Raw genomic sequence first — 13,668 nt, forward strand, 5'->3', positions numbered from 1 at the left:
GTGTAGTAGTCGGCGTTGATCTGCAGGTACCGCTCGCCCTTCTCGTCGAGCTGATCGTCGGGGAAAATCGCCTCCACAGGACACTCGTCGATACACGCGCCACAATCGATGCAGGTGTCGGGATCGATGTACAACATCTCCGCGGTCAGGAACTCCGGCTCATCCGGCGTCGGATGAATGCAATTCACCGGACACACAGCAATACAACTCGCATCGTTGCAACACGGCTGGGTGATCACATGCGCCATGGGTGTCAGACCTCGACTCGTCCTCGTCCACGCCCCGCCGAAAAACTGGAACGTGTTCTAGATTGTAAGCGTTGTCACAACGATATCTGCATCCAGTGCCACATCTCTATCCCGCCCCGGCCGGGGACGGACCGCCGTCCGGCGAGCGTGCGATGCTGTCGCCGTGACGTCGACCTATCCGTTCAGCCCGGCGCTCGAGGACCGCCTGGAGCGTGCCCGGTACTACGAGGCCTCCTACCGCGTCCGGACCGGCGACGTCGACCAGCAGATGCGCGTCCGTCTCGACGGGACCGCGCGGTACCTCCAGGACATCGCCAACGACAACATCGAGGCGACGGACTTCCACGACAGCGACCCGTTCTGGATCGTCCGGCGGACCGTGATCGACGTGATCGAGCCGATCACGTGGCCGGCGACCGTCACGCTGCAGCGCTGGTGCGCGGCGCTGTCGACCCGGTGGACGAACATGCGCGTGCGGATCACCGCCGAGCACGAGACGAACCGGTTCAACCCGGAGATGCGGCCGCCCGGACTGATCGAGACCGAGGCGTTCTGGATCAACGTCAACGACCAGGGCATGCCGTCGCGCATCACCGACGAGGCGTTCGAGATGCTCGCCGCGATGACCGACGAGCACCGGCTTCGGTGGAAGACCATGCACCCGACGCCGCTTCCGGAGGACGACGGCACGGACCGCGCGCACGTGTTGCGCAGCACCGACTTCGACCCGTTCCGTCACCTGAACAACGCCGCCTACTGGGAGGCCGTCGAGGACGAACTCCTCGACCACACCGACATCGTCGACGCGCCCCACCGCGCCGTCATCGAGTACCTGCGGCCGATCACCCCAGGAGCGTCGATCATCCTGCGTCGCCGTCGTGTCGGTGACGAGTTGTTGCTGTGGATGATCGTCGACGAGCAGGTCGCCGCGACCGTCAGCGTCACCCGCTCGCCGCGCTGAGCGACTCCGTCGTCAGGCGGATCCGCGCAGGACCAGCTCCATCAGCTTCGTCGGTGCCGCGCACGGATCCGCGGCGGCGCCGCCGGTCCCGCGCGGTTCCACCCACCACGTGTAGATGCCGCGGTCGGGCGACTTCGCGGTCACGCCGCAGACGCCGGGGCGTTGCGGGTCACGCGAGGTGAACGCCGACGTCCCCGAGACACGGATGGTGTCGGTCGTGTAGCCCAGCTTCTCGACGGTCTGCTTCTCGACGGCCATCGTGCCCGTCTCGAACCACGTGAACGTGACGCCGAGCGGCACCGCGCCGGACACCACCCACCGACAGATGGCCCCGTTGAACGTCGACTCCGCCGCGGTCCCGCCGACGGCCGTCGCGATCTGCTCGGGGCTGAGCAGCGTGCACTCGAGGAGCAGCTTGTCGAACTGGTTCGTGTCGACCGAGCCGTTGTCGGAGCCGTCGCCCTGTGCGGTGCCCCCGCCCAGCGGCCGGGCGTCGCCGTCGACCGATCGAGTGCAGCCGGCCACCAGAAGGACGACGGCCAGCAATGCCGTCAGTGCGGCCGCGACCCTGCGCATCACTTCGCCCGCTCGATCGACATGGTGGACAGGGTCTTCGTGGCCTGGCAGACCTCGTCGGCGGAGCGCTGCTGTTGGCCGGGTTCGGCCGTGCCGTAGCTGACCGACCACTCGAAGAAGTCGCCGCCGAACGCGATGCCGATCTCGCAGATGCCCGCACTCGACGCGATGAACCCGCTGTGGCCGTCGATGGTGAGGTCGGAGACGGTGTCGCGTGAGAGCTGCTCGGTCGCCCGTTCCCGGGCGATCGGACTGCCGCGGTACCAGTTGAACGAGAACTGGGGACCGAGGACGTCGGCGCTCGTCACCCACTCGCATCCGGCGCTGTTGTCGCTGGCGGCGATGAGCCCCGAGGTCCCCGTCACCCGTGCGACGTCGTCGGTGCTGACCCCGCCGCACTTCCCGAAGAAGGGTCCGGAGCCCGCGGCGGCCGACTGTCCGGCCGCGCCGGTGGTCCCGCCGCCGCCCGAGGAGTCCGAGCAGGCGGTGAGCACCGCGATCACCACGACCACGACGAGAACCCAGGTCGAGCGACGGGCGACACGGCTCTGCACGCGCCCGAGTGTAGAGAACCGACCCCTCCGTAGCGGACCGAAACACCTCGCCGAGCGTGCAGAAAAACGCCGTCGAGCGTGCGGTCGATCGCGTCGAGCGTGCAGTCGACCGCTCAGTCGCGACCCCGGAGCCGGTCGGTCTCGCGCCGCTCGCGCTTGGTCGGGCGACCCGCTCCCCGCTCGCGGAGCGGGATCGCCGCGAGCAGTTCCTTCGGGGGCGGCGGTGGGCTGCGGTCGATCATCGCCGTCGCGGCGACCGGCGGTCCGACGCGTTTGGTCAGCACCTGCACCACCTCGACGATCCGGTCGCGGCCGGCGATCCGCAGGCGTACCTCGTCACCGACGGTGACGTGCTGTGCGGGCTTCGCCGGCGTGCCGTTCACCTTCACGTGCCCACCCCGACAGGCCGCGGCGGCCTGCGACCGCGTCTTGGTGAGCCGGACAGCCCAGATCCAGCTGTCGACGCGCACGCTGGGCTCGGCCATGGCTCCACGGTATCGCCGGCTCCCTGCGTGTTCACTCCTATCCCTGGCGCGGCACGGGGCCGTGGGTTAGCGTTCTCCCACCCAAGTGGGTCAATCGACCCACTTCTGGCGACGAGGAGCCGATCATCCCCCGGATACCGGTCGACCAACGCCGCGAACGACTCGTCGCGGCCGCGTTCCGCGTCGTCGCCACCGACGGTGTCGAGGCCGCGACCACCCGTCGCATCTGCGCGGAGGCGGGGATGTCGCAGGCGAGCTTCCACTACGCGTTCTCCTCCCGCGACGCGCTTCTCGAGGCCCTGGTCGTCTCGGGGCTCACCAGTGAGGACACCGCGATCCACGCGGTGCTCGCCGACGTGCCCGCCGACTCCTCCGACATCGAGTCGCTCCTGCGAGGGGGTCTGCGCGGTTACCTCGACAGCGTCGTGTCCGACCCGTCGCGCGAACACGCGTTGATCGCACTGTCGCAGTACGCCCGGCAGACGCCCGGTCTCGAGGGCTTCGCCGCCGACGTCTACCGGCGGTACTACGAACTGGCCGCCACGGCGCTCACGGCCGCGGCCGACGCGTCCGGTGCACGGTGGCGGACCAGCCCGGACACCCTCGCGCCGCTGGTGGTCGCGGCGACGGACGGGTTGACGCTGGCCTACCTCAACACCGGGGACCTCGACGTCGCCCATCGCATCGTCGACGCGTGCGTGAGCATGCTGCTGACCCATGTGGAGGTCGCATGACGACCGCGACGACGACACGGGTGAGCACCCGTTGGATCGCCCTGTTCGCCCTGGCCTGGACCGGGATCTGGCTCGCGCAGCTCACCCCCTTCCAGCTGACGCTGCCCCAGCAGGTGGTCGATCTCCTCGGCACCGACGACACCCAGTGGCGCACCAGCGTGACGACCTTCGGTGTGGTGTCGGGGATCTCGGCGATCTGCGCACTCATCGCCTTCCCGCTCACCGGGTCGCTCTCCGACCGCACCACCGGGCGGTTCGGCCGACGGCGCCCGTGGATCGCCGGAGGGGTCCTGGTGTTCGCCGTCGCCCTTGGGGTGCTCGGCACCCGTCACGGACTCGTCGGGCTGACGATCTGGTGGTGCGTGGCGCTGACCGGGTTCAGCGCCGCCTCGGCCGCGCTCACCGCGTTGATCGGCGACCGTGTACCCGTCGACCAGCGGGGCGTGGTGTCCAGCTGGGTGTCCGCGCCGCAGGCGATCGGGGTCATCCTCGGCGTCGCGCTCATCGCCGCGTTCGGGTTGGGCAGCGTCGGCGGGAACCTGCTCGTCGCAGCGCTTCTCGTCGTCTGCGTCCTGCCGTTCGTGCTCGTCGTCGACGACCCGCCGCACGCCGACCACGGACGAGGCGCCCTGACGATCCGCGCTGTGGTCTCGGAGTTGTGGGTGTCGCCGCGACAGCACCCCGACTTCGGGTGGACGCTGCTGGGACGGGTGCTGGTCAACCTCGGCAACGCCCTGGGCACGTCGCTGCTGCTCTACTTCCTGCAGTTCGGTCTGCGCGTCCCCGACGCCGACGGCGACCTGCTGATCCTCACCGCCGTCTACATGGTGTTCGTCATCGGCGCGGCACTCGCCTCGGGTGTGTTGTCGGACCGGATCGCCCGTCGCAAGCCGTTCGTGCTGGCCGCCGGCGTCCTGCAGGGACTCGCGGCCCTCGTCATCGCGCTCGTCGCGTCCCTGCCCACCACCATCGTCGCCGCCGCCCTGCTCGGGGCCGGCTTCGGCAGTTTCCTCGGTGTCGACCAGGCCCTGGCCACCCAGGTCCTGCCCGACGCCGACCACACCGGAAAGGACCTCGGCATCATGAACATCGCCATGGCCGTCCCCCAGGCGCTCGGACCCCTGCTGGGCGCCGGAATCGTCGCCGCGACAGGCGGGTTCACTGCACTCTTCACCGTCTCCGCGATCCTCGGCATCGCCGGCGGGGCCTCGGTCCTGCGGGTGCGGAGCGTCCGATGACCGCCACGCTGCAGCGCTCACCCGCCGTCCGCGACGTCGACTGGGCGGCGATCGGTAGGGCGGTCCGGCATCTCGACGGGCCGGTCGTCGCCCTCGACCGCGCGGCCTTCGAGTCCAACGTCGCCTACCTCCGGCGCCGCGCCGGCGGTGTACCGATCCGGGTCGCGTCGAAGTCGCTGCGGGTGCGGTCGGTGATCGACGACATCCTCTCCCGCGACGGGTTCGCCGGTGTGCTCGCCTACGACCTCGACGAGGCGATCTGGCTGGCGACGGCCTCGGGCATCACCGACGTGCTCGTCGGATACCCCAGCGCGCGGCGGGGTTCCATCGCCGCGCTCGGCGCCGACGAGGTCGCCGCCGCGCGCGTGACACTGCTCGTCGACTCCGTCGACCACCTCGACCTCATCGACGCGGCCGCGCCGCCGGGATCCCGCCCGCCGCTGCGGGTGGCGATCGATCTCGACGCGTCGCTCGACGCACCCGTGCTGGGGCACATCGGTGTCCGCCGCTCCCCCGTGCACTCGCTCGACGACGCGGTGGGGCTCGCGCGGGCGATCGTGGCGCGGCCGGGACTGCGCCTGGTCGGCGTCATGTCCTACGAGGCGCAGGTCGCCGGCGTCGGCGACGGCGTCGACGGCGGATGGCAGACCACGATGCGCAACAGCATGATCCGGGGGATGCAGCGGGTCTCGATGACCGAACTCCGGCGCCGCCGCGGCACCGTGATCAGCGCGCTGCGCGAGCTCGCCGACCTCGAGTTCGTCAACGCCGGCGGCACCGGATCACTGGAGGCCACCGCCAAGGACACGTCCGTCACCGACATCGCGGCCGGTAGTGGCTTCTTCGGCGGACACCTCTTCGACACGTACTCCCACTTCCGGCCCGCGCCGGCGGTCGGGTTCGGGCTCCAGGTGGTCCGTCGCCCCGGACCCGGCGTCGTGACCTGCCACGGCGGCGGATGGATCGCGTCGGGCCCGCCCGCTCCGGACCGGCTCCCGCTACCGGTGTGGCCGTCGGGGCTGCGCTACGAGCCGCGCGAGGCCGCCGGCGAGGTGCAGACACCACTGCTCGGTGATGCCGCCGACCATCTCGTGATCGGTGACCGGGTGTGGTTCCGCCACACCAAGTCCGGGGAGGTCTCCGAGCACGCCGACCACGTCGTGATCGTCGAGGACGGGACCGTCGTCGACACCGTGCCCACCTACCGCGGCGAAGGGAAATGCTTCCTGTGACCACCACCCGACCGACAGCCACACAGGCCGACGCGTCGCCGGCTCTCTGGCGGAACTGGGGACGTACGCAGTCCGCCGTCCCCGCCGAGGTGATCGCAGTCCGCGACGCCGACGACGTCGCCGCTGCCGTCCACCGCGCGCGGCGTGACGGGATCACCGTCAAGGCAGCGGGATCCGGCCACAGCTTCAGCGCGATCGCCGTGCCCGACGGCATCTCCCTCGACCTCGGCGCGATGACCGGCCTCGTCCACGCGGACCGGGAGCGCAGCCGCGTCACCGTCCGCGCGGGCACACCCCTGCACGCGATGCCTGCCATCCTCGAACCGCTCGGCCTCGCGATGCCGAACCTCGGTGACGTCGACGCGCAGACCCTTGCGGGCGCGACGTCGACGGGCACCCACGGAACCGGTCTCGGTTTCGGCGGTCTCGCAACCCAGATCGTCGGGGTGACCCTCGTGACGGGGACGGGCGAGGTCCTCACCGTCGGCGACGACGACCCCGCCACGCTGCAGGCCGTCGCGCTGGGACTGGGCGCGCTCGGGGTGCTCACCGAGATCACGCTGCAGTGCGTGCCCGCGTTCTGTCTCGAGGCGGTCGAGGCCGCGGTGCAGGTCGACGACGCCGCCGCCGACTTCGACGACGCCGTCCGTCGCCACGACCACCACGAGTTCTACTGGTTCCCGCACACCGACGTCGCGCTGACCAAGACGAACACCCGGATGCCGGCGGGTACACCCGCGCAGGGCCCGGGCCGCGTCGCGCGGTTCCTCTCCGACGAGGTGCTCAGCAACGGCGTGTTCGCCGCGATGTGCGAGGCGGGCGCACGATTTCCCGGCGTCGCACCGTCTCTCGCGAAGGTGGCCGGCGCGGCACAGTCCGGACGGAGGTTCGTCGACGCCTCCAACGCGGTCTTCGTGTCCCAGCGCCGCGTGCGGTTCCGGGAGATGGAGTACGCCATCCCACTCGAGGAGGTCCACGACGCCGTCGACGAGATCCGTTTGCTCATCGACCGCCGCGGGTGGCGGATCTCTTTCCCCATCGAGGTCCGGGCGGCCCCCGCCGACGACCTCATGCTGTCGACGGCGTCGGGCCGGGACAGCGGCTACATCGCCGTCCACCGCTATCACCGCGACGCCCCCGACGACTACTTCACCTCCGTCGAGGAGATCCTGACGCGACGCGGCGGTCGCCCGCACTGGGGCAAGATGCACACGCGCACCGCCGAACACCTGCGGACCGTCTACCCGCGCTTCGACGAGTTCCTCGCGGTCCGTGACAGTCTCGACCCCGACCGCGTGTTCGCGAACTCCTACCTCACCCAGGTCCTCGGCCGGTGACGGACATCTCGCGCCGGTCCGTCCTCGCCGGCGCCGCGGCGACGGCGGCCCTGGCGACCACCGTCGGAGCCCGGGCGGAGGCGGCGCCCTCGGGACTCCTGGTGGGTGCGGGCCGCGCGGACGCCACGGGAGCGGTGGCCGGCCAGGGGATGATGGGTTACTCCGAACAGGATCAGGTGTCGACGGGACTGCTCTCGCGGTGCTGGGCACGGGCGTACGTCGTCGTCGACCGCGCGACGGGCAACCGGGTCGCCTTCGTCACCGTCGACATCGCCTGCCTCTTCCAGTCGGTGCACCTGGGCGTGATGGCCGCTCTCCGTAGTCGTTTCGGTGATCTCTACACCGAGCGCAACGTCAACCTCAACGCCACCCACAACCACAACTCGTGCGGCGGGACGGCATGGGACTACGCGTACACGCTCGCCGCATACGGGTTCAAGAAGCGGTCGTACGAGGCCGAGGTGCGCGGCATCGTCACCGCCATCGCCCGCGCCCACGACGATCTCGCCCCGGGGACGATCAGCCTGGGCCGCAGCGAACTTCACGACGCCAGCGCGAACCGCTCGCGTGTCGCCTTCGATCGGAACCCCGTCGCGGAGCGGCGAGAGTTCCCGAACGCCATCGACCCCGCCGTGACGACGTTGCGTCTGCGACGGACGTCGACCGGCGCGGACATCGGCCAGATCAGCTGGTTCGCGACCCACGGCACGTCCCTCACCGATCGGAACACGCTGATCTCGGGTGACAACAAGGGATACGCGAGCTACGTGGCCGAATCACGGGATCCCGGATGCATCACCGCGTTCCCGCAGACCAACGCCGGCGACATGACACCGAACCTCTGGGTTCGGCCGCTGCACCCGGGTGGGCCGACGGCCGACAACCGCACCAACTGTCTGATCATCGGCGACCGCCAGTTCCACGCGGGCGCACGCGCCGCCGACGACGCACGCCCGATGCGCCGCAGCGGCGTCGACGCGATGGTCCGCTACGTCGACTTCTCCGCCGTGACGATCGACGGCCGCTGGACCCCCGAGGGTCGGACGGCGCGGACCGGGCCTGCCTGCATGGGCGCGGCCGCCTTCGGGACGAGCCGGGAGGACAACTGGAACCTACCGGTACCGCTGTTCGACGAGGGCCAGAAGACGCCGATCCCGCCGGGCCTGGCCGACATCCAGGCACCGAAGCTCATCGTCGCGCCGCTCGGTCTGCTCCCGCCGTGGCCGTGGATCCCCCAGGTGCTGCCGATCCAACTGATGCGCATCGGGGATCTCGTGCTCGCCGCGGCGCCTGCCGAGTTCACGGTCGTCGCCGGTCTCCGCGTCCGACGGGTCGTCGCCGATGCGTTGCGGATCAGCGTCGACGACGTCCTGCTGCAGGGGTACGCCAACGGCTACAGCCAGTACGTGACCACACCCGAGGAGTACGACGCGCAGCAGTACGAGGGCGGAGAGACGCAGTTCGGCCGGTGGACGCTGTCGGCATATCTGCAGGAGTTCGACCGTCTCGCACGGGCGTTCGCGGCAGGGTCGTCGATCGGCCGCGGTCCCGCCCCGCTCGACAAGTCGTCGCGTCAGCCCGACCTGCTGCCGCCGGTCCCGCTGGACACGCCCGTCGTCGGACACCGGTTCGGGGACGTCCTGCTCACCCCCCGCCCGCGGTACGAAGCCGGAGAGACGGTGCGGGTCGACTTCGTCGGTGCGCATCCGACTGTCGACTTCCGCACCGACGACACATATTTCCGTGTGGAGCGTCGTGGGGCGTCGGGATGGACCACGGTGTTCGACGACGACGACTGGTGCACAGAGATGCATTGGAGTCGCCCGCCGGGATCGTCGACCGCGTCGGTCATCTCGGTGCGGTGGACCGTCCCGACCGGCACGCGGGGCACGTTCCGCATCCGGTACACCGGCGACCGGCGCCGGCCCGACGGACGCGTGGAACCCATCTCGGGGACGTCGCCGACCGTCGTCGTGGGATGACCGTTCACCACACGGCAGTGTGGTGTTCGCCTACCGCGCCTAGCATCGCGGGATGCTCACGCGAGGTCTGCGCATCCTGCTGGTCGCGGCGGTGGTGATGGGCGCCGCCGTCTCCGGGGCGACCGCGGCGCCGGGGTTCGGCTCACCCGGTTTCGGCTCGTCCGGTGAGCCGTCGGTGGTGCGCGTGGCCACCTTCAACGCCAGCCTGAACCGGCCGACGCAGGGACAGCTGCTCACCGACCTCCAGTCGGACACGAACGCGCAGGCGAAGGTGATCGCCGAGATCGTCCAGCGCAACCGTCCGGACATCCTGCTGCTCAACGAGTTCGACCACGTCGCCGGCGGCGCCGCGGTCCGCGCGTTCTCCGATCGGTATCTGAAGGTCGGCCAGCGCGGGCAGCCGTCGATCGACTACCCGTACTCGTTCACCGCCCCGGTCAACACCGGCGTACCCACCGGCCGGGACCTGAACCGGGACGGGTCGACCACCGGCCCCGACGACGCATACGGGTTCGGAGCGTTCCCCGGGCAGTACGGGATGGTGGTCTACTCGCGCTTCCCCATCGACACCGCCCGGGTCCGCACGTTCCAGAAGCTGCTGTGGAAGGACCAGCCCGGCAACCTCATCCCCCGCGACTACTACGGCGCGAACGCCGACATCCTCCGGTTGTCGAGCAAGTCGCACTGGGACGTCCCCATCTCCGTTCGCGGTCGCACCGTCCACCTGCTCGCGTCGCACCCGACCCCGCCGAGCTTCGACGGCCCCGAGGACCGCAACGGTCGCCGCAACCACGACGAGGTGCGGTTGTCCGCCGACTACATCGCGGGCGGTCCACGTGCGTCCTACATCGTCGACGACTCCGGCCGACGCGGCGGTCTCGCACCAGGCTCGTCCTTCGTGATGGTCGGTGACCAGAACAGCGACCCCGCCGACGGCGGACCGCCCGGACCCGGGGTGGGTGCGATCAACCAGGTGCTGTCGTTGCCGCAGGTGACCGACACCCGTCCGACCTCGCGCGGCGCGGCGGTCGACAGCACAGGAGACGGGCACCGCACACTGCCGGAGCTGCGCACCGCCGACTTCTCGAAGCCGGACCCCGGGAACCTCCGCGTCGACTACGTGCTGCCGTCGCGCGGACTGCCGGTCGCCGGTGCGGGCGTCTTCTGGCCCGCGCCCGGCGAGTCCGGCCGCGACCTCATCCCCCCGACGGTCAGCAGCGACCACCGATTGGTGTGGGTGGATCTGCGCTTCTGATCGTGTCGGAGGAATACGGAACAGTACGGGCGTGACCACTTCCGACCCGACCATGGACCGCATCGTCGCCGCGGTGGGTGCCAGGGATCGCGACGACCTCGTCGAGCTCTGGTCGTCCCTCACCACGGGCGGGGATCCGCTCCATCGCTGCGTCGCAGCCCACCACCTCGCCGACATGTACGACGACCCCGCCGACGCGCTCGTGTGGGACGAACGCGCGTTGTCCGCGGCCGACGGCATCGATGCCAGGAGCCTCGAACAGAGCGCCCCGGGCGTGCAGGTCACCGCGCTGTACCCGTCGCTGCATCTGAACATCGCCGACGACCTGCGGCAGCTCGCGTCGTTCGACAACGCCGCTGCACACCTCGAGAAGGCGCGTGCCGCGTTGTCGTCGCTGGACGAACTCGACCCCGACCACGCGCCCTACGTCGCGATGCTGCGCGACCTCGTCGACGAGATCGACGTGATGGTGCGCGCGCGGTCGACCGAAGTGCGTACGTCGCGACCTAGCGGATGAGCACCGTCCTGAGCGGCAGGTCGAGCATCGCCCACGCACGGTCGGCGGTGTAGACCTCCGCGTTCGGCTCGCGGAGAGCGACTGCCAGACAACACCTGTCACCCAGCGACAGCGCGGTCCCGCCCGGCGACCGGCGAAGCCCAGCTGCCATCACCGCATCGGTCGGGGTCAGTTCGGTGACCACGACTCCTGCGGCGGCGAGCCGAGCCTGCACCGTCCGCGGGTCCACTCCGACGTCGACAGCCTTGCCGAGCACCTCTGCGAGAGTGACCGTGCTGAGCACTCCGCCGTCGATCACCGTGCTCACGACATCCGCGCCCTGCTCGTCGTTGAGGAGCGCGAGGAGTGCGGATGCGTCGAGAACTCTCACCGCGCCCCGTCGTCGACCTCGGCGCGCCGTTCGGCGAGGAGCTCCTCGACGAGCGAACGGCCCTGCGTGGCGGCGCTCAACACACCTCGGAGGTCGGACACCGCGTCGTCGGGTCGTTCGATCACCAGTCGACGACCGTCACGCACGACTCGGACCGTTTCGCCGGCATGCAGTCCGAGCTCATCGCGGAGATGCGCAGGGATGACGATGCGGCCCTGCCGACCGACCACGATCGTGTCACTCATGCGCCGATCGTGCCACGAATCACCGAACAGTGCCACGAAGGGATAGGGCCGTGCGCCTGCCGAAGGCGGTGGCGTCACCGTTATCGTCCGAGGCATGGTGACCCATACCACTCCCGGAGCGCCGGGGCCCGAGTCCGACCCGGACGACGGCTACCAGCGCGGTCTGTCCGCCCGAACCGTCCAGATGATCGCCCTCGGTGGCGCGATCGGCACCGGCCTCTTCTACGGCGCCGGCGGCGCGATCGAACAGGCAGGACCCGCACTGATCCTCGCCTACCTCGTGGCGGGGCTCGCGATCTTCGTCGTGATGCGCGCGCTCGGCGAACTGTTGATCTACCGACCGGTCGCCGGGTCGATCTCGGAGTACGCCCACGAGTTCCTCGGGCGTTTCCTGGGTTTCACGAACGGCTGGACCTACTGGGCCGTCTGGACAACCACCTGCATGGCCGAGATCACCGTCGCCGGGAAGTACGTCAACTACTGGCTGCCGTCGATCCCCGTGTGGGTCACCGCGCTCGTCGTGCTGATCGTCCTGTTCGGTGTCAACCTGATCTCCGTCGGCGTCTTCGGCGAGGCCGAGTTCTGGTTCTCCATGATCAAGGTGACCGCGATCGTCGGCATGATCATCGTCGGCGCCCTGGTGCTGCTGCCGATCACCGGTCTCGGCCCGGACACGGACCCGTCGGTGACGAACCTGTGGAACGACGGCGGCTTCTTCGCCACCGGGTTCGACTCCGCTCTGCTGAGTCTGCAGATCGTGCTGTTCGCCTATGTCGGTGTGGAACTCGTCGGCGTCACCGCCGGCGAGGCCGCCAACCCGAAGGTGACGCTGCGCAAGGCGATCAACACGCTTCCCTTCCGCATCGGACTGTTCTACGTCGGAGCACTGTTCGTCATCCTGTCGGTGCGCGGTTGGAGGAACTTCTCCGACGGCAACAGCCCCTTCGTGGAGGTGTTCTCCTACATCAACATCCCCGCCGCCGCGGGCATCGTGAACTTCATCCTGCTGACGGCTGCGCTCTCGTCGTGCAACTCCGGCATCTACTCGACCGGCCGCATGGTCCGCAGCCTCGCGCAGCGCGGTGAAGCCCCGCGTCGGCTCACCGCACTCTCCGGTCGCCACGTGCCGATCGGGGGCATCCTGCTGTCGGCCGGCGTGATGGTCATCGGTGTCATCGTGAACATCGTCAGTCCCGACAAGGCGTTCGCTTACATCACCTCCGTCTCGACCATCGGGATCATCTTCGTGTGGAGTTCGATCCTCGTCGCACACACGGTGTATCGCCGTCGTGTCGCGCGCGGTGAGGTCGAGGCGTCGGATTACCGGCTGCCGTGGGCGCCCTGGTCGACGGCGATCGCCCTCGCCTTCTTCGCTCTGGTCGTGGTGCTGCTGTTCTTCAGCGACTCCGGCCGCACCGCGATCGTCGTCGGTGTCGTGTGGTTTGCCGGCGTCACCGCGGCGTACTTCCTCCGCGGACGAAAGGCCGTTGCGCACAGTTCACGCTGATCCCACAGATCCTCGGGTCGCGAACCGAGTTCGTGGGCCGTGTCGGTGGGCCTGGCTAGTGTCGTACACATGTTCGACGACGTGCTCGAGGCGGCTGACCGCCTCGCCGATACCGTCCGCGAGTGCGAGGTGCCTGCCGACGATGATGTGTTGCTGGCGGGAGTGCGTGCCGCGGTGGCCGCGCGTAACGCCGCGGACGGATTGCTGGCCCGGGTGACCGGGGAGATCGAGTGCCGGGGCACTGCTAAGCGCCTGGGGTTCTCGGTGCGGGAACTGCTGCGCCGCAACGGTTGCGTCCCGGTGGTGGCGTCGCGGGCGATCCGACTCGGGCGGGCGATCGGGCACCTGCCCGCACTGGCCCGACACCTGCGGGACGGGTCACTGTCGGCGGAGTTCGCCGACGCCGTCGCCCGCGGAGTCCGCCACG

At 69.9% G+C, this 13,668-nt stretch carries 15 protein-coding genes; 9 read left to right on the forward strand and 6 right to left on the reverse strand.

Annotated features, from left to right (window positions below):
* Nucleotides 1-248, reverse strand: a 248-nt coding sequence (locus Q1A98_RS17910) for a ferredoxin family protein (RefSeq protein WP_299573787.1), incomplete at its 3' end; no start/stop codon positions are given.
* Nucleotides 249-411: 163 nt separating this feature from the next.
* On the opposite strand from Q1A98_RS17910, the gene Q1A98_RS17915 reads away from it, so the two are divergent.
* Nucleotides 412-1,209, forward strand: coding sequence for an acyl-ACP thioesterase domain-containing protein (locus Q1A98_RS17915; RefSeq protein WP_299575990.1), 798 nt, complete (start codon nucleotides 412-414; stop codon nucleotides 1,207-1,209).
* Between the two features lie 12 nt (nucleotides 1,210-1,221).
* On the opposite strand, the gene Q1A98_RS17920 is transcribed toward Q1A98_RS17915, so the two are convergent.
* The 3 genes from Q1A98_RS17920 to Q1A98_RS17930 form a co-directional block, all read right to left on the reverse strand.
* A complete protein-coding gene (locus Q1A98_RS17920; protein WP_299575991.1) occupies nucleotides 1,222-1,785 on the reverse strand; it encodes a DUF3558 domain-containing protein in 564 nt (187 codons plus the stop codon).
* Entirely contained in the window at nucleotides 1,785-2,339 is a 555-nt protein-coding gene (locus Q1A98_RS17925; protein ID WP_299575992.1) for a DUF3558 domain-containing protein, read from the reverse strand. Before Q1A98_RS17925 ends, Q1A98_RS17920 begins: the two co-directional genes overlap by 1 nt.
* A gap of 113 nt (nucleotides 2,340-2,452) precedes the next feature.
* Complete coding sequence (locus Q1A98_RS17930; RefSeq protein WP_299575993.1) at nucleotides 2,453-2,824, reverse strand: RNA-binding S4 domain-containing protein; 372 nt, start codon at nucleotides 2,822-2,824, stop codon at nucleotides 2,453-2,455.
* 134 nt (nucleotides 2,825-2,958) lie between these two features.
* Here Q1A98_RS17930 and Q1A98_RS17935 point away from each other — a divergent pair, with 134 nt between their 5' ends.
* Genes Q1A98_RS17935 through Q1A98_RS17965 form a run of 7 tightly spaced genes read left to right on the forward strand, consistent with a single transcriptional unit; the run spans nucleotide 2,959 to nucleotide 11,119 of the window.
* The gene (locus Q1A98_RS17935; RefSeq protein WP_299576548.1) at nucleotides 2,959-3,558 is read left to right on the forward strand and encodes a TetR family transcriptional regulator; all 600 of its coding nucleotides are present in this window, start codon (nucleotides 2,959-2,961) and stop codon (nucleotides 3,556-3,558) included.
* The gene (locus tag Q1A98_RS17940; protein ID WP_299575994.1) at nucleotides 3,555-4,796 is read left to right on the forward strand and encodes an MFS transporter; all 1,242 of its coding nucleotides are present in this window, start codon (nucleotides 3,555-3,557) and stop codon (nucleotides 4,794-4,796) included. Before Q1A98_RS17935 ends, Q1A98_RS17940 begins: the two co-directional genes overlap by 4 nt.
* Complete coding sequence (locus Q1A98_RS17945) at nucleotides 4,793-6,028, forward strand: alanine racemase (protein WP_299575995.1); 1,236 nt, start codon at nucleotides 4,793-4,795, stop codon at nucleotides 6,026-6,028. The genes Q1A98_RS17940 and Q1A98_RS17945 overlap by 4 nt, the downstream gene beginning before the upstream one ends.
* Nucleotides 6,016-7,365: a D-arabinono-1,4-lactone oxidase gene (locus Q1A98_RS17950; protein WP_299575996.1), complete on the forward strand. Its 1,350-nt coding sequence runs from the start codon at nucleotides 6,016-6,018 to the stop codon at nucleotides 7,363-7,365. Before Q1A98_RS17945 ends, Q1A98_RS17950 begins: the two co-directional genes overlap by 13 nt.
* Nucleotides 7,362-9,347 (forward strand): neutral/alkaline ceramidase, encoded by a 1,986-nt coding sequence (locus tag Q1A98_RS17955; protein ID WP_299575997.1) that lies wholly within the window; start codon nucleotides 7,362-7,364, stop codon nucleotides 9,345-9,347. Before Q1A98_RS17950 ends, Q1A98_RS17955 begins: the two co-directional genes overlap by 4 nt.
* A gap of 52 nt (nucleotides 9,348-9,399) precedes the next feature.
* The gene (locus Q1A98_RS17960; RefSeq protein WP_299575998.1) at nucleotides 9,400-10,602 is read left to right on the forward strand and encodes an endonuclease/exonuclease/phosphatase family protein; all 1,203 of its coding nucleotides are present in this window, start codon (nucleotides 9,400-9,402) and stop codon (nucleotides 10,600-10,602) included.
* 31 nt (nucleotides 10,603-10,633) lie between these two features.
* On the forward strand, nucleotides 10,634-11,119 hold the full coding sequence (locus Q1A98_RS17965) for a hypothetical protein (protein WP_299575999.1): 486 nt from the start codon (nucleotides 10,634-10,636) through the stop codon (nucleotides 11,117-11,119).
* On the opposite strand, the gene Q1A98_RS17970 is transcribed toward Q1A98_RS17965, so the two are convergent.
* Both Q1A98_RS17970 and Q1A98_RS17975 read right to left on the reverse strand, forming a co-directional pair.
* Nucleotides 11,109-11,489: a PIN domain-containing protein gene (locus Q1A98_RS17970; protein WP_299576000.1), complete on the reverse strand. Its 381-nt coding sequence runs from the start codon at nucleotides 11,487-11,489 to the stop codon at nucleotides 11,109-11,111. The two genes, Q1A98_RS17965 and Q1A98_RS17970, sit on opposite strands and share 11 nt — an antisense overlap.
* Nucleotides 11,486-11,734: an AbrB/MazE/SpoVT family DNA-binding domain-containing protein gene (locus tag Q1A98_RS17975; RefSeq protein ID WP_299576001.1), complete on the reverse strand. Its 249-nt coding sequence runs from the start codon at nucleotides 11,732-11,734 to the stop codon at nucleotides 11,486-11,488. The genes Q1A98_RS17970 and Q1A98_RS17975 overlap by 4 nt, the downstream gene beginning before the upstream one ends.
* 94 nt (nucleotides 11,735-11,828) lie before the next feature.
* Here Q1A98_RS17975 and Q1A98_RS17980 point away from each other — a divergent pair, with 94 nt between their 5' ends.
* Complete coding sequence (locus Q1A98_RS17980) at nucleotides 11,829-13,241, forward strand: amino acid permease (RefSeq protein ID WP_299576002.1); 1,413 nt, start codon at nucleotides 11,829-11,831, stop codon at nucleotides 13,239-13,241.
* The last annotated feature ends 427 nt before the right edge of the window (nucleotides 13,242-13,668 follow it).

Source organism: uncultured Williamsia sp. (genome assembly GCF_947494875.1).
In the GTDB taxonomy this organism is placed as follows: domain Bacteria; phylum Actinomycetota; class Actinomycetes; order Mycobacteriales; family Mycobacteriaceae; genus Williamsia_A.

Excerpts from the sequence above, each read along its gene's own strand:
- Q1A98_RS17975 (WP_299576001.1), bottom strand. The coding sequence starts at position 11,734 with ATGAGTGACACGATCGTGGTCGGTCGGCAGGGCCGCATCGTCATCCCT.
- Q1A98_RS17930 (WP_299575993.1), bottom strand. The coding sequence starts at position 2,824 with ATGGCCGAGCCCAGCGTGCGCGTCGACAGCTGGATCTGGGCTGTCCGG.
- Q1A98_RS17980 (WP_299576002.1), top strand. The coding sequence starts at position 11,829 with ATGGTGACCCATACCACTCCCGGAGCGCCGGGGCCCGAGTCCGACCCG.
- Q1A98_RS17960 (WP_299575998.1), top strand. The coding sequence starts at position 9,400 with ATGCTCACGCGAGGTCTGCGCATCCTGCTGGTCGCGGCGGTGGTGATG.
- Q1A98_RS17920 (WP_299575991.1), bottom strand. The coding sequence starts at position 1,785 with ATGCGCAGGGTCGCGGCCGCACTGACGGCATTGCTGGCCGTCGTCCTT.
- Q1A98_RS17940 (WP_299575994.1), top strand. The coding sequence starts at position 3,555 with ATGACGACCGCGACGACGACACGGGTGAGCACCCGTTGGATCGCCCTG.
- Q1A98_RS17950 (WP_299575996.1), top strand. The coding sequence starts at position 6,016 with ATGCTTCCTGTGACCACCACCCGACCGACAGCCACACAGGCCGACGCG.
- Q1A98_RS17945 (WP_299575995.1), top strand. The coding sequence starts at position 4,793 with ATGACCGCCACGCTGCAGCGCTCACCCGCCGTCCGCGACGTCGACTGG.